Source organism: Sphingobium agrisoli (genome assembly GCF_041877245.1).
GTDB lineage: Bacteria > Pseudomonadota > Alphaproteobacteria > Sphingomonadales > Sphingomonadaceae > Sphingobium.
On sequence record NZ_JBHDJI010000012.1, the window covers coordinates 1 to 20,919 of the forward strand.

Below are 20,919 nucleotides of genomic sequence, written 5' to 3' on the forward strand. Positions count from 1 at the left end.
TTGAACTCTTCACTATGCTTGATCATCTCGTCGGTCTCCTTGAACGAGCCTTAAACTCTCAAGTGACCGGCACAAAACCGTTACAAGTCCAACTCTCCTTTACGATGTTGTCGAAGCGGCTGGGCGGGGATGATCAGGCCCTTGTCGAATTCGGCTGGCTTGCGAGCCACTGCTCAAAGGTCGTCGTCCCTACGTGGACATCGTGACCTGGCAGCAACGTCTCGTCCTCAAGTGGTGCGCCGAAGTAGGTGCCGTCCGGATCCATTTCGATCCTTGCGGCGCTTCCAGTCTCGCGAGCCCATCGTTCCGCGAGCTCGTCGATGCGATACACCTCCGGCCCCGCGATTTCGTACGACCCGTTGATCGGTCCGGCTAGCACGCGCTCGATCAACGTCTGGGCTACATCCGCTGCGGCGATCGGCTGGAACTTAACCCCGGTCAACCTAGTGACGCCATCGACCGCACCGGCCTGGACCATCATCGGCACGAGCTCGAAGAATTGTGCGGCCCGAACCAGCGTATAAGGCACGGGCCCCTTCTCGACTTGCCGCTCCTGGGTAACCTTCCCGGCGATGTAGCCGCTTGCCGCAAGACGATCGCTCCGAAGAACGGACAGGGCGACATGGTGCTTCACACCCGCTGCGACTTCTGCCTCAACAATGTTTCGGGCGGCTGTCTCAAAGAAGGCGATGGCCGCTCCGCGTTCCATCGTGATCTTGTTGGTCACATCGACGACCACGTCGGCGCCGTCGACGGCGTCCCGCAAGCCGTTGCCGGATATGATGTCGACGCCAGACTCTTGAGACGCCGACACGGTATCGTGACCCTGGCCGGCCAGCCCCTGCACGACTTTCGAACCTACCTGTCCGGTGCCACCTATGACCACTATCCGCATGTGCTGTCTCCCGGCGTTCGGTCTGCGTCAAGTTTGGTGATAGCCGGTCGGCCCCGATGCGTGGATCATCGCTTGGTCCCACTCCGATCATACGAAGGTAGGGGGCAGCGGGAAGGTTACGCCTAACACCCGGCGGATGGGCCGTTTCGCCGGGGGTGTTTCTTATCCGTCGCCGCCGGGGATCAGGATCCGCGCGACCGCTCCTGCACCCTGCACGTTCTCGGGTTCGGTGGCCAGCGCTTGTCGAACGTCCTGGAGTTGTTCCGAGGCGGCTGCTCTGCGATATTGTCCGGGCGACACACCATAGCGTCGCTTGAACGCAGCCCCGAATGCGCTGTCGGACAGGAAGCCGAGCGTCCCGGCAATCGATGACGCCGATTCCGTGCCAGCGCGAAGGCGCGCTGCGGCAATCGTCAATCGCCAACCGGAGGCATACTCGATGGGGGTCGTGCCCACCTTCTCCCGAAAGCGGGAAGCGAATGTGGATCGGGACTGGTGTGCGATGTCTGCCAACTCCTCCAGACGCCAGGGGTGAGATGGCCGCTCGTGGATGGCGCGTATGGCGGCCGCGATTGGTGGGTCGGACAGGGCTCCGATCCAACCGGGGGCTTCGCTGCCGATCTTGTCGAGGTGGGCACGCAGCGCGTGGACGAACATGAGCCGCAGGATGTCGTCGCAGGCGGCACGAGAACCCGCGAGCCCGCTTCGCCACTCCGCATCCAGCTGGTCGAGCAGCCATGCGATAGGGCGCGCTCGTGCGTCGCCTGCATCGATGACTAGGGTCGAGGGAAGGAGATCGAGGATCTGAGCCGCGTCGTCAGCGCCGAAGGTGACGCTGCCACCGAGGACTTCGACATCGGCGCCGACGCCGTAGTGCCCGGCAAACGTATCGTCGGCGAACGCGATCGCCGCATCGACAGGTTCGAGGTCCGGATCGCTTGCCAGCACGAATTCGGCATGGTGCTTGATCACTATGCAGTCGCCCGGGCCCAGGCGGCGCCTCTCGTGCCCAATCACAAGCCAGCACTCTCCGCGTCGGACGACGTTGAATTTGCATGTCTGCGGATGGAACCTAAGCGACCACGCCCCTCCCGCTTCGAGCCGGACGGAGCACATTGGCCGCGATTGAACCAGCGCGAGCAGGTCGGAGAGCGGGTCGATGGGCGCATTTTGGATTATCAAGACAGAATTTCCGACGATTTGCGATGTTTCGTCCCAACAATATGGTCCATGATTGCTTCATGACAACACCACAGACCCCAATCCATTCCGGCTTCGGCCCTGCTTCCACCGCAACCGATGTCACGGAGGGTGTTGACCTCTCCGGCAAGACGGCAATCGTGACCGGTGGCTACTCCGGCATCGGGCTCGCCACCACACGCGCTCTTGCAAAGGCGGGAGCCGAGGTCGTCATACCCGCACGTGACCTTGAAAAGGCAAAAGCCGCGCTCGATGGCCTTGACCGCATCGAAGTGGTAGAGATGAATCTCATCGATGCAAAATCTGTCGGTGCTTTTGCGACTCGCTTTTTGGAAAGCGGTCGTCATCTGCCAATCCTCATCAACAGTGCGGGGGTGATGGCTAGCCCCCCGTTTCGGGACGCGGACGGTCACGAAGGTCAGTTTGCGACCAATCATCTTGGCCATTATCGACTAGTCTGTTCCCTATGGCCCGCGCTTGCAGCGAGCGGCGCGCGCGTCGTGTGCGTTTCCTCCAGAGGGCATCAAATTGCACCGGTGGACTTCAGCGACGTTGATTTCCGCAACCGCGAATATGACAAATGGACGGCATATGGGCAATCGAAGACAGCCAACGCCCTGTTTGCGCGTGAACTCGACCGACGCGGGCAGGGGCACGGTGTCCGCGCTTTCTCCCTCCACCCAGGGCAGATCATCACCGATCTGGCGCGTCATCTTTCCAAGGAGGAGTTGAATGGCTTCGACGCCTTTGATGCCGACGGGAAGCCGAAGATCGATCCGGAGGCTGGCATGAAGACCGTGGAGCAGGGGGCCGCGACGAGCCTCTGGTGCGCGACCAGTCCTGCCTTGGAAGGCCTTGGAGGTGTCTATTGCGAGGATTGCAACATCGCGGAGGTCAATAAGCACCAGCTCGGCCGAAAAGGCGTGGCACCATGGGCCATGGATGACGAGGCAGCGGACCGCCTATGGGCGCTGTCGGAGGATTGGACTGGCCGGTCGATCTGATCGCCGCGACGCGAAAGGATAAAATCCTTGATTGTCTCGGCGATCATATAAAGCAAAACCCCAAGCCCTGAATGTCGTGACTTTGCCCAGCCGTCGGCGCGACCTCGAGAGGGCGGCCCTCGGCGTCGCATCGTTTTGCCTTCCCGCCTTGGCCCAAGGCAAGGCGCGGCTGCGCCGCGCCCAGGGTCGATCAGGGCTTGGCGGCGACTGGCAGGCGGAAGGGCGCACCCAGGCGGTTGAAGGCGTTCATCGCGGCGATGGTGATGGTCAGATCAACAAGATCCTTGGGCCCGAACGCCTCTGCGGCAGCGGCGTAGGCTTCGTCGGAAGCATGCGTCTCGCTGACGTTGGTGACTTCCTCGGCCCACGCGAGTGCAGCCCGGTACTGGTCGGAAAACAGGTGCGGCACTTCCTCCCATACCGGCACGAGGGCGACCTTGTCGATCGACATGGTCTTGAGCAGATCGCGCGTGTGGATGTCGATGCAGTGCGCGCAGCCATTGATCTGCGAGACACGCAGGAAGATGAGATGGATCAGTTCCTCGGGAAGGTTCGTCCCGGTCATGATGTAATGGTGCATCCCATAGAGAGCTTTGGCGCCGGCGGGCGCTACCTCCGGCCAATTCAGTCGATTCATGGCGTGTTCCTTTCCTCTGGAATCCGTGATTCATCTTTCGCCTTCGCGATGGTCTTCACTTGATGCAGCCACGGCTGATGCCGCAGGCCATCGCGACCCGCGATCAGGTGTAGGGCGAAGCCTTTTCATACGGTCGTCTAGGTTCAGGGTCGGACGTGTCGTCTGCTGATCCCTTTGAATATGAAGTGCAGATATGCGGGCATTCGCATCGAGCGCCCGTGAAATGCGGATGGCCGCAAGGCCATACCCATCTGGGTATGTCGCTGCACAAAAGAAGGCGTCACTTGGGGTCGCGGGTTCCTCCATGGGCGCAAGCGGGTGGGTGCGACCCGATAAGGACGGGCGGAAAGGTCGCCCCTACGTTGTCGGGCTGAGGGCCTGAGTGTAGGTCGACTTTGACGATTTCGGTGAATGTGCAGGCTCGCCGCGTCGCAGATGAAGAATGGGCAAGTGCGGCATGTGCTGGGGGTTGGTCAGGCGATTGGTGAGGTTCGTGCCGCCGATGCTGGCGCTCGCCCTGCTGATCGCGTCGCCCACTGGCGGTCGGACACCGGTTTGGTCGCCATCTGCGGCCTTCGCGACCTATACCCATCAGAAGTGGGGCCGTGAGCGCGATGCCCCCAAGCAGGTCTATTCGCTTGCCCAGGGCCGGGACGGCTACCTCTGGTTGGCGACGGTGCAGGGGCTCTACCGGTTCGATGGCGCGCGGTTCGAGCACATCCAGCCCCCGCGACCAAGTGTCGAAGGCCATCCGTCCGCGGTGCTCGTCGCCCGAAATGGAGACGTCTGGGTCAATTTTGCCGGTTCTCATCGCTTTGCCATCTATCGAAACGGCGTCCTCAAGCTGCTTCCCCCGTCTCCGGTCACACATCGTGTCTCGACGATGAGGGAGGGACCGGACGGTGCGATCTGGGTGCTGAGCGATGCCGAGGACGATCCCCTGTTTCGTTACAGGGATGGCAGGTGGAAGCGGTACGGCCGGCGCGATGGAATTCCATCGGGCAATCCATTCGACATGGTGGTGGACGCTGCTGGCGCCGTCTGGCTGACCCACGCGAGTGCGATCCTCAGGTTGGACGTGGCTCGTGATCGATTTTCACCCCGCCAGCCGTGGAACGCTACTGTGGCGCGCATGGCCATCGATCCGGTGGGAAGGGTGTGGCTCAGCACCGATCGGGGCAGCTATCCCATAACGGGGGAGCAGGGGCGGGGGGCTTCCCCAAAGACCCTGTTCCCCTACATGACGGACCGTCCGCAGATCAGGGGCTTCACCATCTTCGATCGGGATGGAAATCTGTGGGTCGCGACGGAATATCGCGGTGTCCAGCGGGTGCAGCGTCCCAGTCCCCGAGGCGCCTCCAGCCGGTCCGAGGCATCAGCGGTCGTGGAGCGCTTCACGGAACAGAACGGCCTTACATCCAATGTGACGGAGCGCCTTCTTCAGGACGTTGAGGGCAATATCTGGGTCGGCACGGAGAAGGGCATCGATCGCTTCCGCCGTGCGTCGGTGGTGGCCGTGCCGAAACTTCGCGATCCGCACGTCTTTGGTGATCAGCTTCTTGCAGCGCGCGACGGAAGCGTCTTCATCGCCGAGGCGAGCCGTATCTATCGTGTCACCCCGGGCGACGATCCCAAATCAGTGATGGTCGCCGATCAGCGCCCTAGCACCATCTGCGAGGCTCCCAACCGGGACGTCTGGGTTACGCTGTACCGAACGGTGTATGTGTTGAGGAACGGGCGGCTAGTCGGCACAAGGCCCAATTTGCCCACGGACATTACCGTATATGATTGCGCGTTCGATGCTCGTGGCGACTATTGGATCAGCGTTGCAAGAGGGGGGCTGTATCGGCTTCGGGGCCAGCGCTGGGAGCGGATGTTCGGGACAACCGGGCCCGACTTCCGCCCGCGATCCATGATCGCGGATCGGCATGGGCGGGTGCTGGCACAGTGGAGCTACAGGACGCTGAGATATGTCGCGTCTCCGGATGTCGGAGCGATGGCGGTGCCGTTCAGCATCCAGGATCCTCAGCCGGTGACACTCTACACGCCTCCCAGGGGCGTTGGGAGGGTCGATCTCTATGTCGGTGGACCCGATGGCGTCGCGCGGCTCCTCGGTGGACGCTGGCAGCAGCTGCGTAAAGACAGGCTCCCCAGCCTCGTCAACATCAATGGGATCGTTGTCACGCGCGAGGGGGATCACTGGATCGCGGGAAGCGCCGGCATCATAAAAATCCCGCGCGCGGAGGCTGAGGCGGCGTTCTCGAAGCCGGCCTATCGGCCGAGATATGAATTGTTCAACGAGGATTCCGGGCTTTCGAGCCTGCCCCATGATCATAGCAGGAGATCGATCGTCCAAGGCGGCGACGGCAGGATCTGGATCGCGACCCAATCAGGCGTAGCCTGGATCGATCCGACCAGGCTCGCTCGCAACATGCATCCGCCCAAGCTGTGGGTGTCGGGCGTCAGGGTCGGCAACCGTTCATACCGTGACCCCAAAGCGATCAGGCTGAAGGCCGGCGAATCCGATATCGAGATCGACTTCTCCGTGCTGAGCCTTTCCAATCCGGATCGCACCGAAGCGATGTACATGCTCGAGGGTCAGGATGACGGTTGGACATCGAGCGGCCGGCGTCGCGAGGCATTCTACACAAATCTGGTTCCGGGGCGATATCGCTTCAGGGTCGTCGGCATGAATGAGGACGGCATCGAGAACCGGGACGGCGCCTGGGTGGACATTGAAGTCGTGCCCACCTTTGTGCAGTCCATCTGGTTTCCCATAGTGTTGGCCGTTGCCGCAGTTCTGATCTTATGGTTCCTCCTTCGGCTGCGATCTGCCCAGGTTGCGGCCCAGATGCGTGGCAGGCTCGAGCAGCGCCTCATGGAGCGTGAAACCATCGCCCGCGATCTGCACGATACGCTCTTGCAGGGCGTGCAGGGCTTCATGTTCCGCATCCAGGCGATAGCCAATCGCCTCGCTGCGGGAAGCGAGGAGCGCCGCTCGCTTGAGGAAGCGCTTGATCGCGCGGACGATCTGGTGATGCAGGGGCGCGACAGCGTACGCGACCTGCGGGTCAGCGACATGGAAGGTGATCTGCGTCGCACTCTCCAGGATGCCGTCGACGATGCGCTCTTGGGCGACGCAATCGACATCCAGATAGTCGAACTAGGCTCTCCGCGGGAGATCCATCCCCTGGCCTTGGCCGAAATAAAGGCGATCGTGGGAGAGGCTCTTTTCAACATAGGACGACATGCGGGAGCGGCGGAGGTTGAATTGGTGGCTTCTTATGGCCGTCGTTCACTCAGGTTGCGTGTGCATGACGATGGCCGTGGCATTCCCAAGGCTATCCTCGACAGCGGGCGCCGCGAAGGCCACTTCGGTCTTGTGGGCATGCGCGAGCGTGCACAGGTCATAGGCGGTTCCGTCTTGGTCAGGAGCCAGGCGGGAGAGGGCACGGAGGTCGTGCTCGACGTTCCTGCCGGCGTCGCCTATCGCAAAGTCAACAAACCCGCGGGCTTCTTCTCACGCCTCTGGCCGCTCTAAGGTCGACAGGTCGAGAAAGCCCCGGCGCGCCGCGGTGATAGCCGCCTGCGTACGGTCGTTCGCGTCGAGCTTGAAGAAGACATTCTTCAGGGCGACCTTCACCGTCTCGGTGGAGACGCCGATGCCCCTCGCGATCTCCTTGTTGGTAAGTCCCCGCGCCACCATTCTCATGATTGCGATCTCGCGTCTGCTCAGGTGCTCGCTGACGGGATGCTGTTCGAAATCCTCCAGTATCTCGCTCTGCACGTAGGTGCCGCCGTCGTGAACCTTGCGGATCGCGTCGAGCAACTGCCCCCGCACGCCACTTTTGAGCAGATACCCGCTGGCCCCCGACCGCAGCAGCGCTCTTGCGGGGACATCTCCCCTGTAGTTGGTGAGGACGATTATGCGAGCATCGGCAAACTCGGTCCGGATCGCCACCAGCGCGTCGAAGCCGTTCATGCCGGGCATTTGTAAATCCATAAGCGTGACGTCGGGCATGAGCTCGCGGTAAAGCTCCAGCGCGTCGGCACCGCTGGATGCTTCGCCGCACAGCGCGATGTCACCCTGACCTCCGATCAGCGCGGAAATGCCGTCGCGAAGAAGGGGATGGTCATCCACGACCAGGACTTTGATGGGGGCTTTGAGGACAGCCATGATAGTTGCCCACCTTTCGTTCGGGCGTCGCTCCTTTACCCTGAATCGGACTACCGTGCGACAGATTTATAATTGTCCGACCTACCCACATGGGTATTCTCAAGCGCCCGTCCCCAGCCGACGCTCTGCCGATGGCATAGGGCCTTTTACGCGCATCTGCGTTTGCGGGGGGAGGGAATGCGCTGATGAATGCCAGGCCGACCGATAGGGGACGGCGCATCGATCCGCTTTCGACGGCGGTAAGCGATGCGCTTCAACTGCTCGGACGTCTTGCGATATCGCTCGTATTTCTGTTGGGCGGGATCGCAAAGATTGAGAACCCGGTCATGGTAAAGGCCTCGATCGGATCTGCAGCCTGATCGAGACGATCGGTGGTGCACTCATCGCAATCGGATACAAGACGCGGGCCATTGCCGCCATGCTGGCACTTTTCACGCTGGCGACCGGAGCGATGTCTGGCGGAGCGTTGCCCGAACAGATGCAATGGGTTCTGCTCGGCAAGAATATCGCGATCGCTGGTGGGCTCCTTCAGCTTGCCGCGCTGGGCGCAGGGCGCTGGAGCATCGATTTCAGTTAGTCGTCTCCCTCCAGAGTGGTGCCCGCTCAGCCATCGGAGGCAGGGACGGCGATCATGAAGGAGGCCGTTCGGATCGGCGACACCTTCTACCAAGTATCTGCCCCTCATTCTCTCGATCGGCTCTAAGAGGGGGCGTCCATGCTTTGTATGTCGGCCTCGATCGCCTCAATCTCTCGCAAGATAGGGCAGACCCGCTGAAAATAGATCTTGCCTGCCGGGGTAAGGTCGATCGAGCGGGTCGAACGTTGGAAAAGGCGCGTTGACAGCCGCTTTTCCAGCCGGGCGATACTTCGGGAAATGGCGGAAGGCGTTATCTGCAACATCCGCGCGGCGTTGCTGAACGACCCTGTTTCCACCACGCGGACGAATATGGTCAGGCTTTCCACACGCGGTTGATGGGACATGGCTTACTCCCGTCGCATAGGAAGCGAGCTTCCTTACGCGATGCTGCGCAACGTGCCGCCCCGGCTGCCCGGTCAGGCAGGGTTGCGGAAGGAGCGCGTCTGGCGGGCCGGCCGCCCAGCGCGCTCCATCCGTTCACAAGTCTAGAGTATCTGCAACCCGCCATCGACGGCGATCACCTGACCCGTCATCCATTCCAGCCTTGGGCGGGCGATGGCCGCCACCCATTCACCGACATCGGCCGGCACGCCGCGGCGTCCCAGCGGGATGGTGTTGCGTTCATGTTCCTTGATCGCTTCGATCATGTCGGCGGGCAGGCCCATCTGGTTGGACATGAAGCCGGTTTCCACCGGTCCCGATGCAATGGCGTTGACGCGAATCTTCTTCGGCGCGAACTCCAGCGCCCAGCAACGGGTGAGATGTTCGATGGCAGCCTTGCTGGCGGCATAGTGGGAAAGCGGCGCGCCTGCCTTCGTGCCATAGGTGCTGGACATGTTGACGATCAGGCCGGCTGTGGCTTCCAGATGCGGCAGGGCTGCCGCCACCAGCATGCTGGGGTAGATGACGTTGACGTTGAAGATGGCGGCGATACGTTCTGCCGACATCTGTTCCATCGGGCCTACCGCGCCATCGCCGACATTGTTGACGATCACGTCCAGCCGCCCGGCGCGATCGATGATCTGGGCGATAACCTGCGCCGCGCTGTCGGGCGCGCTCGCGTCGGCGACGATGCCGTGCAATCCCGTCGTTCCCGCTATAGCTTCCTCCAGCGCCTGTGCGCGGCGGCCGGTTACGAACACCTGCGCGCCGTCACGGGCAAAGGCCTGCGCCGCGGCCAGCCCGATGCCGGCGCCACCGCCGGTCACCAGGGCCACCTTGCCATCAAAGTCGCTCATATAGTCTCCTGTGCATGGATTGCAGGGCGGGGGACGCCCCGTTGGCAAGCCTTGTGTCAAGCGACCGGGAATAGGCCAAGCGTGCTTGGCCGGCTGCGCCGTAAGCGTCCATCTTTTGTGCCGGGCGGGCAAAGACAGCAGGGGTGAGGGGTGCGATCCCGGACACAGGGGCATGCTGGCCACGGCGTGGCGCTTTGCGGGAACTGCTCCGGCATATCATTTCAATTGGATCAGATCGTGATTCTTTGCCACTCCCCCCGGTCCTGTTCCACTGCGGCGCTGATCGCGCTGGCGGAAAGCGGGCTGCCTTACGATGTGCGGAACGTCGATGTTCCATCGGGGCAGGCGGGACACGCCGCGCATCTCTCGGTCAATCCCTGGGGCAAGGTGCCTGCGTTGATCCTGGACGATGGGCAGGTGATCGTCGAAACCGCAGCCATTCTTGCCTTTATCGCGACGCTTGCGCCGGACCGGCAATTATTGCCGGCTGCCGGATCAGTCGCATGGGCGCAGGCCGTCGCCTTCATGGCGACGCTGACGGGCACCGTTCATATCGCGTTTCGTCCGTTGCTGCGCCCCGACCGGCTGGCGCAGACGCTGGCCGGCCGGGAGGATGTGACCGCGACGGGACAGGGCGCTCTGAATGCCGTCCTCCAACAACTGGAACAGGCCGTGCAGGGACCGGCGAGCATATTGGCTGGCGGGTTTTCGCTGTGCGATGCCTATGCATTCGTCTTCGCGCAGTGGAAACGGCGGCCGCAGGTTGCGCCATATGTTGTGGAAACGCCCCGGCTCGATGCTGTCGCGCGGGCTGTCGCGGCGCGGCCTCTGGCGAGTGCTGTCCTGCGCGATCTGCCAGCGATATGACGCGCAGGCGGACCATCTTCCGCTGGACGCGGCGCTTGTGGATGCGCTGTGCCGCATTGAGTTGCGCTGGCGCCGTCCCGTTCTGGATATGGGCCAATCTGGGGGATGCGGGGCGTTATGCCGCGCAATTTCGGATCGGGGCGCAAATCCAGTTCGTCCATGCCATGGCCAGTTTCGCTTGCGCCACCTTCATGAACCTGGGCGCTGCGGATGCCAGGCGTGCGCCTGCCTTTTTCCTGTCCGGCGCGCTGCTCCTCAGCGGATCTCTCTATTTGACGCCGTTCATGCCGCTGGACCTGTTGGTCGTGCCGGGCATTGCCGGCGTCGGCGCGCTGGTCGCGGGCTGGTGCATTCTCATCATCGCTTCGGGGCAGGTGGACCGTCTGTCGGCCGCCCCATCAACGCCATGGCAGTCCGTAGGTGCGGCCCCTGTCCTGTGCGATCATTCAGGGCCGTGCATCGATCATGGAAAGGAAGTTGGATGACCTTCGACGCGACGCCGTTGCTGGGCCGCTTTACGCTGGGCGGGCATGACCTGCCCAACCGAATGGTGCTGGCGCCGATGAGCCGCCACCGGGCTGGCCTGAACGGCGTGCCCACGGACCTGAATGTGGAATTCTACCGGCAACGCGCGTCGGCAGGGCTGATGATCAGCGAAGGCACCTCACCTTCGCCGATGGGCCGGGCCTATCTGTTCACGCCCAGCCTGTATTCGGCGGAACATGCGGCGGGATGGCGCCGTGTTGCCGATGCGGTTCATGGCGCAGGCGGACGACTGTTCGTGCAATTGATGCACGCCGGCCGGATTTCCGATCCGCTGTTGCTGGATGGCGAAACGCCGCTTGCACCGTCGGCCGTCGCGCCGCCGATGACCGAACCCTATAATTCTCCATGGCCAAAGCCCAAGCGGGCCTATGTGACGCCGCGCGCCATGACGCATCAGGATGTCTTGCGCACGATCGATGAATATAAGGCAAGTGCGCTTCTGGCCCGCGAAAGCGGCATCGATGGCGTGGAAATCCATGCCGCTTCGGGCTACCTGCCGATGCAGTTCCTCTCGACCAACGTCAATCTGCGGACTGACGAATGGGGCGGCGATGTGGAGCGGCGCGCGGCGTTCCTGCTTGCGGTCGTCGATGCGATTTCCGACGCGGCCGGGCCGGGCTTCGTCGGGGTCAAACTGTCGCCCGGCTGGGCTTTCAATCAGGTAGAAGACAGCGATCCACTGGCTACCTACAGCTACCTGGCCAAATCGCTGTCGAAACGGTCGATCGCCTATCTTCATGTCGGCAACTACGGCATCGAATGGGATGTGTTCGGCACCATGCGGTCGAATTATGACGGTCCGCTGATCCTGAATGTCGGCTTCAGCCGGTCGCGCGCGGTAGAGGCGATCAGCAGCGGCGCCGCCGACCTGATCGCTTTTGGCCAGCATTTCATCGCCAATCCCGATCTGGTCGATCGTTATCGTCACGGACAGGATGTCAGCCGCCCGCATGTCGCGACTTATTATACACAGGGCAGCGACGGCTATACCGACTATCCCGTCTTTGCGGACAGCGATCCGGCGGAGCGGCAGGACGCCGATCTGCCCGTCACGCCCATCATGCCGGAATAGAGGGAAAGGCCGGGCGCTCCATGGAGCGCCCGGCCATTTATCGGCCATGCCGTCCGGATTGTGTCAGGCGCTCGCCGACCAGCCGCCGTCCACGACGATCTCCGTCCCGGTCACATATTTCGATTCATCGGACAGCAGATAGACCGCCGCATAGGCGATGTCTTCCGGATCGCCCAGAGCGCCCATCGGAATTTTCGCCGTCTGTGCCTTCAATATATCTGGCGGGACGTTGGCGGTGATGGGGGTATTCATCGGGCCGGGGATGATCGTGTTCACCCTTATGCCCTTGCCCACATATTCCATCGCCGCGATCCGGGTCATCATGCGAACCGCGCTTTTCGTCGCGCCATAGGCGATGGAAGCGGGCGCAGCCAGCATGGCGATCAACGAACTGACGTTGACGATCGCGCTGCCCCGGCCATGTTTCACCAACTCGGGCAGGGCGGCCTGCATACCGAACAGGACGCCGGTCTGATTGACCGATATGACCCTGTTCCATCCCTCCACGCTTTCATCTTCGATGCCTGCATAATGAATGATGCCCGCAGTGTTGGACAGCGATGTCAGTTTCCCGAACCGTTCGACGGTCTTGGCGACCACCTGCTTCCAATTATCCGCATTGCTGACGTCAAGGCGGCAAAAATCCGCCTGGCCGCCTGCTTCCTTGATAGCGTCGGCGATGGCAGCGCCCGCATCGGATATGTCGGCGAGCATGACCGCCGCGCCTTCCTGCGCCAATATTTTCGCCTGTGCCGCGCCCAGTCCGCTTGCCGCGCCGGTGACGATCGCGACCTTGCCATTCAATCTGCCCGTCATGTCACTCTCCAGATATATATCGTAAAAATGGGAATTTTTTTCTCGCGTCAGCCACCGGGGGGCGAAAGCGACTGGTCCTTCAGCAGGTTGAAGGCGCGCTGGTTGACGAAGCGTCGCTTGATGCGCCAAGCGCCCTCGCGCCGTTCGAAATCGTCATAATAGCTGGCGACGACATGCGCGCCCTCGCCATTGGCAAGATTGCCGATGCAATAGACGTCGCAGACGCCCTTCGCGCTGTCGGGGCCGTCCGCCGTGAAACGATGATTGGCGCAATAATGGGTCGTGTTCTGCCACATCGGCCAGACGATATTTTCGACCGCGCCCGTGATGGCGTCTATGCCCTCGAACGCCTGAACGAATTCGATGTCCCATATGGCGTCGGGCCACCAAATATCCTGAAATCGCGACAATTCCTTCTTGTCGACGCCCAGGCAATAATCCGAAACCAGATCGGTCAATGCAAAACGGGTGACCGGGTCAATCATAGTAGCTCTCCATCTCAATCTGGATTGCGGGTCATGTCGTGACGGACCAGCCGCCATCGATGATCAGTTCGGTCCCGGTCACATATTTGGCCTGGTCCGATGCGAGGTACAGCGCGCCATATGCGATGTCCTCGGGCTCCCCCAGATCGCCCATGGGGATGCGCGATCGTTGCCATGCGTCCACCTCTGGCGGGATATTGGCCTGGATCGGGGTCTTCATGGGGCCGGGGATGATCGCGTTGATCCGGACGCCCTGCTTGACCGCTTCCATCGCGGCAGCCTTCGTCATGATGCGGATCGCGCCTTTCGTTGCGCTATAGGCGATCATCCCGGAAAAGCCGATCAGGCCCAGCAGCGAGCTGACGTTTACAATCGCGCCGCCGCCCTGCGCGGTCATTTGCGGAATGACGGCCCGCATCCCCAGGAACACGCCGGTCTGGTTGACCGCGAGGATTCGATTCCATCCTTCGACGCTTTCGTCGACGGTTCCGGCCGGATGGATGATTCCCGCCGTATTGGACAGGATATGCAAAGCGCCGTGGCGTCCGACAACATCCGCCACCATCGTCGCCCAACTCGTTTCATCGGTGACGTCCAGCATCGCATATTCGGCGCTGCCGCCGCTGGCGGCTATGCTGGCGGCCAAGGACTCGCCGGCTTCGCGATCGCGATCGGCGATGATCGTTCTGGCCCCTTCGCGGGCGAACAGCATGACCTGCGCAGCGCCCAATCCGCTCGCGCCGCCGGTGATGACTGCAACCTTGCCGTCCAGTCGCCCTGACATCGTGCATCCCTCCTTGTGCTTATGGCTGGTACGGTCTGCGCCGCTGCCATGGGGCGATTGCTAGGAAAGGATGGCCGGCCCGAACAACCGCAAAATCGGTTTTCGGGCGCCTGTCGCCGCTACTGCATATTTTTTGCCCCGTCGCTGCGAAGATGATTGATCCGGAGCGGCGCATTTATCGAGGGCGCTCACTTCCACTGGTCACATCGAGTCGAATGAAACGCGAATACCTTCTCAATAGGAAGTTATCCTATTGAGATTAGGGATAATAATGATTGTTCGCCATGCCGCGGGCATATTATTGGGGAGAGGGATCATGAAATCGTATGAAATTGCCATCGGCTTTCTGTTGGCATCTGTATCGGGCCTGGGATTTGTCACGGCCGCCGCTGCGCAGGATGCCATTCCGCAATCGGCGGAGCAGGACAGTAACGATGGCGGAGGCGCCTCCGTCGGTGAAATCATTGTCACCGCGACCAAGCGGTCGGAATCCATCAACAAGGTCGGCCTGTCGATCGCGGCCGTCGGCGGCGATGAGTTGCGCAGTCAGGGTATCAGCAATGTCGCTGACCTGACGAAAGTCGTGCCAGGGCTTACCTTTGCGCGGTCCGCCTTCAACACGCCTGTATTCACGTTGCGCGGCGTCGGCTACTTCGATTCCGCCTTGTCCGGCGCACCCGCCGTCAGCGTTTATATGGACCAGGTGCCTTACAGCTTTACCGCGCTGACGACCCTCGCTGTCGGTCTGGACGTCGAACGGGTCGAAGTGCTGAAGGGCCCGCAGGGCATTCTTTTTGGCCAGAATTCGACCGGCGGGGCGATCAACTATATCGCCAACAAACCTACCGATACGCCCGAAAGCGGGATCGACCTGTCTTACGGCCGCTTCAACGAGGTGGAAGCGACCGCCCTTATCAGCGGTCCGATCACCTCGAACCTCAAGGGCCGCGTGGCTCTCCGCACCAGCTATATGGATGGCTGGCAGAAAAACTATTATTCGCGGCCTGGCGACACAATGGGTCGCCGCCGGGAATATGTCGGCCGCATGATCCTGGACTGGACGCCGACGGACCGGCTCCGCATGCAGCTCAACGTCAATGGCTGGGCCGATCGCGGCCAGCCGCAGGCGGGGCAGTTCATCTTTTTCCGTCCCAATCTGACGTCGGGTCCGGACGGTTTGGGCTTCACGCCGCCAGAACTGGTCGCGACCCCATATGCGCCCAATAACGCCCGCGCTGCGGACTGGACCACGGTGCTTCAGGATGGCAGCAATCAGGACATCACGCCGCGCAAGCATGACACCATGTACCAAGGGTCGTTGCGCGCAGACTATAATCTGACCGACGATCTGACGCTTACGTCCATCTCCGCCTATGCCCATCTGAAACGGAACGGCATCGCGGGTGACGACGGTGTCGCGATCAACAATTACGACATCGTCGCGAACATCGGCAAGATCCGGGATTTCTCTCAGGAAATTCGACTGGCGAACGGTGGCGATAACCCGTTGCGCTTCACGCTGGGCGGCAATTATCAGAACAGCAAGGTCGTGGAACGCAATCTTCTGGCCTATGGTGCAAGCACGGCATCCTTCGGCGTCCATTTCTCCCGTGCCGGCGATTTCAGCGATCAGCGAATAGAAAACTGGGCATTGTTCGGCAATGTCGATTACGATGTCATGGATATCGTCACGCTGAAGGCCGGCGCGCGCTACACCAAGTCGGACCGCCGTTTCATCGGCTGCACCTATGACAATGACTTCGATCCGGTGTGGGGCAACGATGCCCAGCGCGTTCTGTTCAATGGCATCATTGGCGCGTTGCGCAGTTCCGTGGGCCTTCCTGCCGCGCCGCCGTTGCAGCCGGGCGCCTGCACGCTGATCAAGGCGCCTGAACTCGACGACAACGGCGCCCCCATCATCACCCCCGACACATATCTTCCAGGTTTGCTGGACACGCACCTGCGTGAAGACAATCTGTCATGGAAAGTCGGCGCGGACATCAAGCATTCGGTCGATGGGCTTCTCTATGTCAACGTGATGAAGGGCTATAAATCGGGCGGCTATCCATCGATTTCGGCATCGACCACCAATCAGGTCCGCCCGGTGAAGCAAGAATCCGTGCTCGCTTATGAAATCGGGTTCAAACAAAAGCTGCTGAACCGCGCGGTGCTGCTGACGGGCGCTGCCTTCTATTACGACTATCGCAACAAGCAGCTCAAAAGCGGCTTTAACGAGCCGGTTTTCGGCACCGTGTTCGCGTTGACCAATATTCCCAAGTCGCGAATCAAGGGCGCTGAAATCACGGCGGCGGTCCAGCCGGTTGAGGGGCTGAACCTCAATGCGTCCGCCACCTACCTCGACGGAAAGATCAAGCGCTTCTCGGGCATCAACCTGTTCGGCGATGCCGGCGACTTTTCGGGCGATCTTCTGCCCTATACGCCCAAGTGGAACGTATCGACGGCGGCCGACTATACGGTTCCGCTGACCAGTTCGATCAACCTGAACCTAGGTGCCAGCATGGCTTACAACAGCAGGGCGCAGGCGGTGATCGGCCACGACCCGGTCACGCTGGCGGTCGGCAGGCTGAAGGCCTTCACCACGGTCGATGCTCGCGTCGGTCTGGCTGCGCCCGATGGCAGCTGGTCCGTGCAGGGGTGGGTCAAGAACCTGACCAACGAATATTACTGGAACAACGTGGCGCTGCTTTACGACACCACGGTGCGTTATGCAGCCATGCCGCGCACGTACGGCGTGCGGACCAGCTTCCGTTTCTGACCGGCATCGGGCGGCGTCGACCAAGGGTGCGACGCCGCCCGTATGTCTTCCGCCCAGCCGCCAATGTCCAGTTTTTGTGCCGCACGCGCAAAGACGAAAGTCCAGCCTGGCTGCACTATCCCTGACAACAAGGGAACGGAATATGTTGGATCTCAAAGGCAAAACCATCGTCGTGACCGGCAGCGCATCGGGCATCGGTGCCGCTACGGTAGAATGTCTCCAGGCACTGGGTTGCCATGTCGTCGGCATGGACATCCGGGAAGATGATCGCTCCGACCGCTTCGTTCAGGTCGATCTGGGCTCGCGCAAGTCGATCGATGAGGCGGTGGCTCGGCTGCCGGAAAAGCTCGATGGGCTGGCGAACGTCGCGGGGCTCGCCCCCACGGTTCCGGCCGCGGACGTCATCCGCGTCAATCTGGTCGGAACGCTGCACCTTACCAATGGCGTGTTGCCCCGGCTGACCGACGGATCCGGCATCGTGATGCTCTCGTCCATCGCCGCCTATCACTGGCGCCAGTCGGTCGATCAGATCCGGGAAGCGCTCGATCTGACCTTCGGGAAGGTCGATGACTTTGTCGCCAAATATGACATCGATGCACAGCCGGGGCGATCCTATTTCGTGACCAAGGAAGCGCTGCTCGCCTGGTGTATAACGCATCGGCGCACCTGGATCGATCGTCGCATCCGCGCCAACAGCATCGCGCCTGCGGCGGTGTCGACCCCGCTTCTCGATGCATTTTCCAGCATCATGGGCGACCGTGCGCAGGACGACGCGCGCGTGGTCGAACGCTCGGGCGCTCCGGCCGACATTGCGCCTGTCGTCGCCTTCCTTCTGAGCGCCGACTCCGCCTGGATCAGGGGCGCAAACATTCCCGTCGATGGCGGCGTTGCCGCCCATTATTTGGCACAGGAGAACGGACTTTGACCGACCTTCCCAACATCGTGACGCGTCCCGGCACCAAGCTGGAACTTCAGATCGTCACCACACGGGCCAGCAGCCTCCATACCAACCATGCCCTGATCAAGGGCGAAAAGGCGATGATCCTCGTCGACGCGCCCTTTTCCCGCGCCGACACCCATCGCCTGATCGGCGACATATTGGAAACCGGCAAGGATCTCGAAACGATCATCATCACCCACGACCACCCCGATCATTTCTTCGGGCTGGACCTGCTGCTCGATACATTCCCCAATGCAGTGGCAATCGCGCACCCGTCGGTGGTGAACGACATTTTGATCGACGCGCCGCGCGGACTGGAACGGTGGCAGGAAAAGATCGGCAAGCTCGCACCGCGCTACACCGCCATCCCCAAGCCTTGGGACAAGGACCATGTCATGCTGGAAGGGGAGCGGATCGAACTGATCGGGCCGGTTCCGGGCGACGCCAACCGGATCGTCATGGTCTGGGTGCCTCAGCTCAAGGCGCTGATGGCCAGCGACGTCCTGTTCAACGAAGTCCATCTGTGGGTCGGCGAACATTTCGAGGAACATCGCGGCGCCTGGCTGAAGGCACTGGATCAGATCAAGCAACTGGACCCCGAAGTCATCGTCGCGGGCCACAAGCGGCCGCACCTGCCCGACGACATCACGTCATGGAATTACACCCGTGACTATCTGATCCGGTTCGAAAAGCACCTGGCGGAAGCGAAGGATTCGATCGAACTCGCCGGCCGGATCGAAAAGGACTACCCCGAAACGGTCGATGTGCTGGGCGGCTTCCTGCTCGGCAATTCCACCAAGGTCGCCATGCGGGAAATCCCGCCGGTCAATGAACCATGAGCGGCGGAGTCATCGGTATGACGGACGATCCCGCCATGCGCGGCGAACGCTATGAAATCACCGGCATCCAAAAGGCGGTAGGCGATGTCTTCGCGGCAAACTGGCGCGAAACTCCGGTTGTTCATGTGGGCATCGCCATCAACATGGCTCCGGCGGAAACATTCCGCCGCACTCACGGTGCGCAGCATGGCCAGTCCATCTCGATCATGAACATCATCCAGCGGGCTACGGCGCTGGCGGCGCGCGATCACCCCATGATCGCCGCCATGTTCGAACCGGACTCGCGCACCAGCCTGATCGTGCCGCATGTCGACGACATTGCGGTGCAGGGGCCGGTCATGGTCGACGGGTCGGCATTTCCCCTGATCATCGAAGGGGCAAGCGCCAAATCGCTGGTGACGATCGCGAAGGAAATGCAGGACGCCGTCGCCACCGTGCGCGCGGGCAAGTTCACGCAGGAAGATTCCCTCGCGACCTTCGCCCGGATGGCGCGAACGCCCAATATTGGCATTTCGAATATCGGGATGATCGCACCGGTGAACCTATTCACTGCCATGAGCATCCTGCCGGCCGTGGCCCACTTCTTCGTGGCGGCCGCGATCGAAACGCCGATGGTCAATGAAGACGGCGTCGTGGTCAGCGCGCCTATGGCGAACTTCTGCCTCGCCTTCGATCACCGGGCGCTCTCCGCCGGGCCGGTGGCTGCCTATCTGGGACAGTTCAAGCAACTCATGGAACATCCTGAACGACTGATCTGACGGTCGCAACCGACTGGAAAACATCGTGGAAAAGACAAAGAGAGTCATCATCAGCGGGGCTGGCCCGGTCGGCATGATCACGGCGCTGGGCCTATGTCGGCAGGGCATACCGGTCACCGTGTATGAAGCAGGCGCGACCGTTTGTCAGGACTTGCGCGCCACTTTCTATCACCCGCCCTCGGTCGATATGCTCGAAGAAATCGGCTATCTCGACAAATTGCTGGAAGGCGGCACGCGCGACCGTATTTTCCGCTTCACCGATGTCGGACTTGGCCGGTTCGTGGACATTGAAATGGACGTGCTTTCGCGCGCCTATCGCAATCCCTATGCCGTATCTGCGGCGCAAAACTGGTTTACGAAGGTCGGTTACGATCTGCTTCAGCAGGAAGATTGCGAATTTCATTTCAATCATCGCGTGACCGGCGTCAAACAGGATGCCGATGGCGTGAACATCACCGTGGAGGCCAATGGCGATCCGATGACGGTGCGTGCCGACTGGCTGATCGGCTGCGATGGCGGCAGCAGCGCGACGCGGATCAGCCAGGACATCGGGTTCAACGGCTACACCTTTCCCGACCGGTTCCTGCTGATCAACACGCGGCATGATTTCGAACCGACCAACGGCCGGCTCGATTATCGCGCCAACGGGGCGGACTGGCGGCTGGTGGTGCGTGTACCCTATGGTCCGGGCAAGGACGACTGGCTGTACCGCGTCGTCAGCCGTGTCGAACCCGATCAATCGGTGGAGGAGGTTACCGCGCCCGACATCGTGCAACGCCGCCTTCAGGCGATCCATCCGTCCGACACGCCGTATGACGTCGCCAATGTGGCGGTTTACAATGTGCATCAGCGCGTTGCCGATACCTATCGCAAGGGGCGTGTCCTGCTGGCTGGCGACGCCGCGCATCTCAATAACCCGATCGGGGGGCAGGGGCTGAATTGCGGCGTCCATGACGCTTTCAACCTGATCGAGAAATTCACCGCCGTCTGGCGCGACGGCGCCGATGATGCTCTGCTCGACCGATATGACCGTCAGCGCCGCCGCACCAACTGGGAATGGGTGCAGCGCGTTTCGGTGGAAAACAAGGAACGTAACGAAGAGCCCGATCTGGCCAAGCGCGCGGCCGCGATGGATCAGCTCGAAAAGGTGGCGGCCAATGATGACATGCGCTTCGGCTTCTTGCGGCGCTGGAGCATGGGCGAAAGTCTGGATTTCGCGGCCAGCATCGACTGATGCTGACTGACCGC

General features: G+C 61.6%; 21 protein-coding genes. 12 read left to right on the forward strand and 9 right to left on the reverse strand.

Features of this window, described 5'->3' with window-relative positions; translation table 11 throughout:
* Positions 1–133 precede the first annotated feature (133 nt).
* Positions 134–895, reverse strand: a complete 762-nt coding sequence (locus tag ACETPF_RS17020) for an SDR family oxidoreductase (RefSeq protein ID WP_373935749.1) — start codon at positions 893–895, stop codon at positions 134–136.
* Positions 896–1,057: 162 nt separating this feature from the next.
* On the reverse strand, positions 1,058–2,077 hold the full coding sequence (locus tag ACETPF_RS17025; protein WP_373935750.1) for an AraC family transcriptional regulator: 1,020 nt from the start codon (positions 2,075–2,077) through the stop codon (positions 1,058–1,060).
* Positions 2,078–2,100: 23 nt separating this feature from the next.
* Here ACETPF_RS17025 and ACETPF_RS17030 point away from each other — a divergent pair, with 23 nt between their 5' ends.
* Positions 2,101–3,099: an oxidoreductase gene (locus ACETPF_RS17030; RefSeq protein ID WP_373935751.1), complete on the forward strand. Its 999-nt coding sequence runs from the start codon at positions 2,101–2,103 to the stop codon at positions 3,097–3,099.
* 190 nt (positions 3,100–3,289) lie between these two features.
* Here ACETPF_RS17030 and ACETPF_RS17035 read toward each other — a convergent pair whose 3' ends face one another.
* Positions 3,290–3,736 carry a carboxymuconolactone decarboxylase family protein gene (locus tag ACETPF_RS17035; RefSeq protein WP_373935752.1) on the reverse strand — a complete coding sequence of 149 codons (447 nt, stop codon included), beginning with the start codon at positions 3,734–3,736 and terminating at the stop codon, positions 3,290–3,292.
* Between the two features lie 502 nt (positions 3,737–4,238).
* Here ACETPF_RS17035 and ACETPF_RS17040 point away from each other — a divergent pair.
* Positions 4,239–7,277, forward strand: coding sequence for a sensor histidine kinase (locus ACETPF_RS17040; RefSeq protein ID WP_373935754.1), 3,039 nt, complete (start codon positions 4,239–4,241; stop codon positions 7,275–7,277).
* Here ACETPF_RS17040 and ACETPF_RS17045 read toward each other — a convergent pair.
* Complete coding sequence (locus tag ACETPF_RS17045) at positions 7,257–7,913, reverse strand: response regulator (protein WP_373935755.1); 657 nt, start codon at positions 7,911–7,913, stop codon at positions 7,257–7,259. The genes ACETPF_RS17040 and ACETPF_RS17045 overlap by 21 nt on opposite strands.
* Positions 7,914–8,098: 185 nt before the next feature.
* Between ACETPF_RS17045 and ACETPF_RS17050 the strand changes: the two genes are divergently transcribed.
* Together ACETPF_RS17050 and ACETPF_RS17055 are read left to right on the forward strand one after the other, a co-directional pair.
* A complete protein-coding gene (locus tag ACETPF_RS17050; protein WP_373935757.1) occupies positions 8,099–8,272 on the forward strand; it encodes a hypothetical protein in 174 nt (57 codons plus the stop codon).
* 59 nt (positions 8,273–8,331) lie between these two features.
* The gene (locus ACETPF_RS17055) at positions 8,332–8,490 is read left to right on the forward strand and encodes a hypothetical protein (RefSeq protein WP_373935758.1); all 159 of its coding nucleotides are present in this window, start codon (positions 8,332–8,334) and stop codon (positions 8,488–8,490) included.
* Positions 8,491–8,612: 122 nt separating this feature from the next.
* On the opposite strand, the gene ACETPF_RS17060 is transcribed toward ACETPF_RS17055, so the two are convergent.
* Together ACETPF_RS17060 and ACETPF_RS17065 are read right to left on the reverse strand one after the other, a co-directional pair.
* Entirely contained in the window at positions 8,613–8,876 is a 264-nt protein-coding gene (locus ACETPF_RS17060) for a LysR family transcriptional regulator (protein ID WP_373935759.1), read from the reverse strand.
* A 159-nt stretch (positions 8,877–9,035) separates the two neighbouring features.
* Positions 9,036–9,788 carry an SDR family NAD(P)-dependent oxidoreductase gene (locus ACETPF_RS17065; protein WP_373935760.1) on the reverse strand — a complete coding sequence of 251 codons (753 nt, stop codon included), beginning with the start codon at positions 9,786–9,788 and terminating at the stop codon, positions 9,036–9,038.
* 225 nt (positions 9,789–10,013) lie between these two features.
* Here ACETPF_RS17065 and ACETPF_RS17070 point away from each other — a divergent pair, with 225 nt between their 5' ends.
* Genes ACETPF_RS17070 through ACETPF_RS17080 form a run of 3 tightly spaced genes read left to right on the forward strand, consistent with a single transcriptional unit; the run spans position 10,014 to position 12,273 of the window.
* Positions 10,014–10,655: a glutathione S-transferase family protein gene (locus tag ACETPF_RS17070; RefSeq protein ID WP_373935761.1), complete on the forward strand. Its 642-nt coding sequence runs from the start codon at positions 10,014–10,016 to the stop codon at positions 10,653–10,655.
* A 41-nt stretch (positions 10,656–10,696) separates the two neighbouring features.
* Positions 10,697–11,140, forward strand: coding sequence for a DUF423 domain-containing protein (locus ACETPF_RS17075; RefSeq protein ID WP_373935915.1), 444 nt, complete (start codon positions 10,697–10,699; stop codon positions 11,138–11,140).
* Positions 11,137–12,273 carry an alkene reductase gene (locus ACETPF_RS17080; protein WP_373935762.1) on the forward strand — a complete coding sequence of 379 codons (1,137 nt, stop codon included), beginning with the start codon at positions 11,137–11,139 and terminating at the stop codon, positions 12,271–12,273. Before ACETPF_RS17075 ends, ACETPF_RS17080 begins: the two co-directional genes overlap by 4 nt.
* A gap of 63 nt (positions 12,274–12,336) precedes the next feature.
* Here ACETPF_RS17080 and ACETPF_RS17085 read toward each other — a convergent pair whose 3' ends face one another.
* From ACETPF_RS17085 to ACETPF_RS17095, 3 genes are read right to left on the reverse strand one after another with little or no spacing between them, the layout of a single operon-like run.
* The gene (locus ACETPF_RS17085) at positions 12,337–13,089 is read right to left on the reverse strand and encodes an SDR family NAD(P)-dependent oxidoreductase (protein WP_373935763.1); all 753 of its coding nucleotides are present in this window, start codon (positions 13,087–13,089) and stop codon (positions 12,337–12,339) included.
* Between the two features lie 47 nt (positions 13,090–13,136).
* Positions 13,137–13,574 carry a nuclear transport factor 2 family protein gene (locus tag ACETPF_RS17090; protein WP_373935764.1) on the reverse strand — a complete coding sequence of 146 codons (438 nt, stop codon included), beginning with the start codon at positions 13,572–13,574 and terminating at the stop codon, positions 13,137–13,139.
* A 31-nt stretch (positions 13,575–13,605) separates the two neighbouring features.
* Positions 13,606–14,358 carry an SDR family NAD(P)-dependent oxidoreductase gene (locus ACETPF_RS17095; RefSeq protein WP_373935765.1) on the reverse strand — a complete coding sequence of 251 codons (753 nt, stop codon included), beginning with the start codon at positions 14,356–14,358 and terminating at the stop codon, positions 13,606–13,608.
* Between the two features lie 316 nt (positions 14,359–14,674).
* On the opposite strand from ACETPF_RS17095, the gene ACETPF_RS17100 reads away from it, so the two are divergent.
* The 5 genes from ACETPF_RS17100 to ACETPF_RS17120 all read left to right on the forward strand — a co-directional run bounded on the left by ACETPF_RS17100 (position 14,675) and on the right by ACETPF_RS17120 (position 20,905).
* A complete protein-coding gene (locus tag ACETPF_RS17100) occupies positions 14,675–17,134 on the forward strand; it encodes a TonB-dependent receptor (RefSeq protein WP_373935767.1) in 2,460 nt (819 codons plus the stop codon).
* 142 nt (positions 17,135–17,276) lie between these two features.
* Positions 17,277–18,059, forward strand: a complete 783-nt coding sequence (locus ACETPF_RS17105; protein ID WP_373935768.1) for a coniferyl-alcohol dehydrogenase — start codon at positions 17,277–17,279, stop codon at positions 18,057–18,059.
* Positions 18,056–18,913 (forward strand): MBL fold metallo-hydrolase, encoded by an 858-nt coding sequence (locus ACETPF_RS17110; protein ID WP_373935770.1) that lies wholly within the window; start codon positions 18,056–18,058, stop codon positions 18,911–18,913. Before ACETPF_RS17105 ends, ACETPF_RS17110 begins: the two co-directional genes overlap by 4 nt.
* Positions 18,914–18,930: 17 nt before the next feature.
* Complete coding sequence (locus tag ACETPF_RS17115; protein WP_373935771.1) at positions 18,931–19,671, forward strand: 2-oxo acid dehydrogenase subunit E2; 741 nt, start codon at positions 18,931–18,933, stop codon at positions 19,669–19,671.
* A gap of 25 nt (positions 19,672–19,696) precedes the next feature.
* Positions 19,697–20,905 carry an FAD-dependent oxidoreductase gene (locus ACETPF_RS17120; protein WP_373935772.1) on the forward strand — a complete coding sequence of 403 codons (1,209 nt, stop codon included), beginning with the start codon at positions 19,697–19,699 and terminating at the stop codon, positions 20,903–20,905.
* The last annotated feature ends 14 nt before the right edge of the window (positions 20,906–20,919 follow it).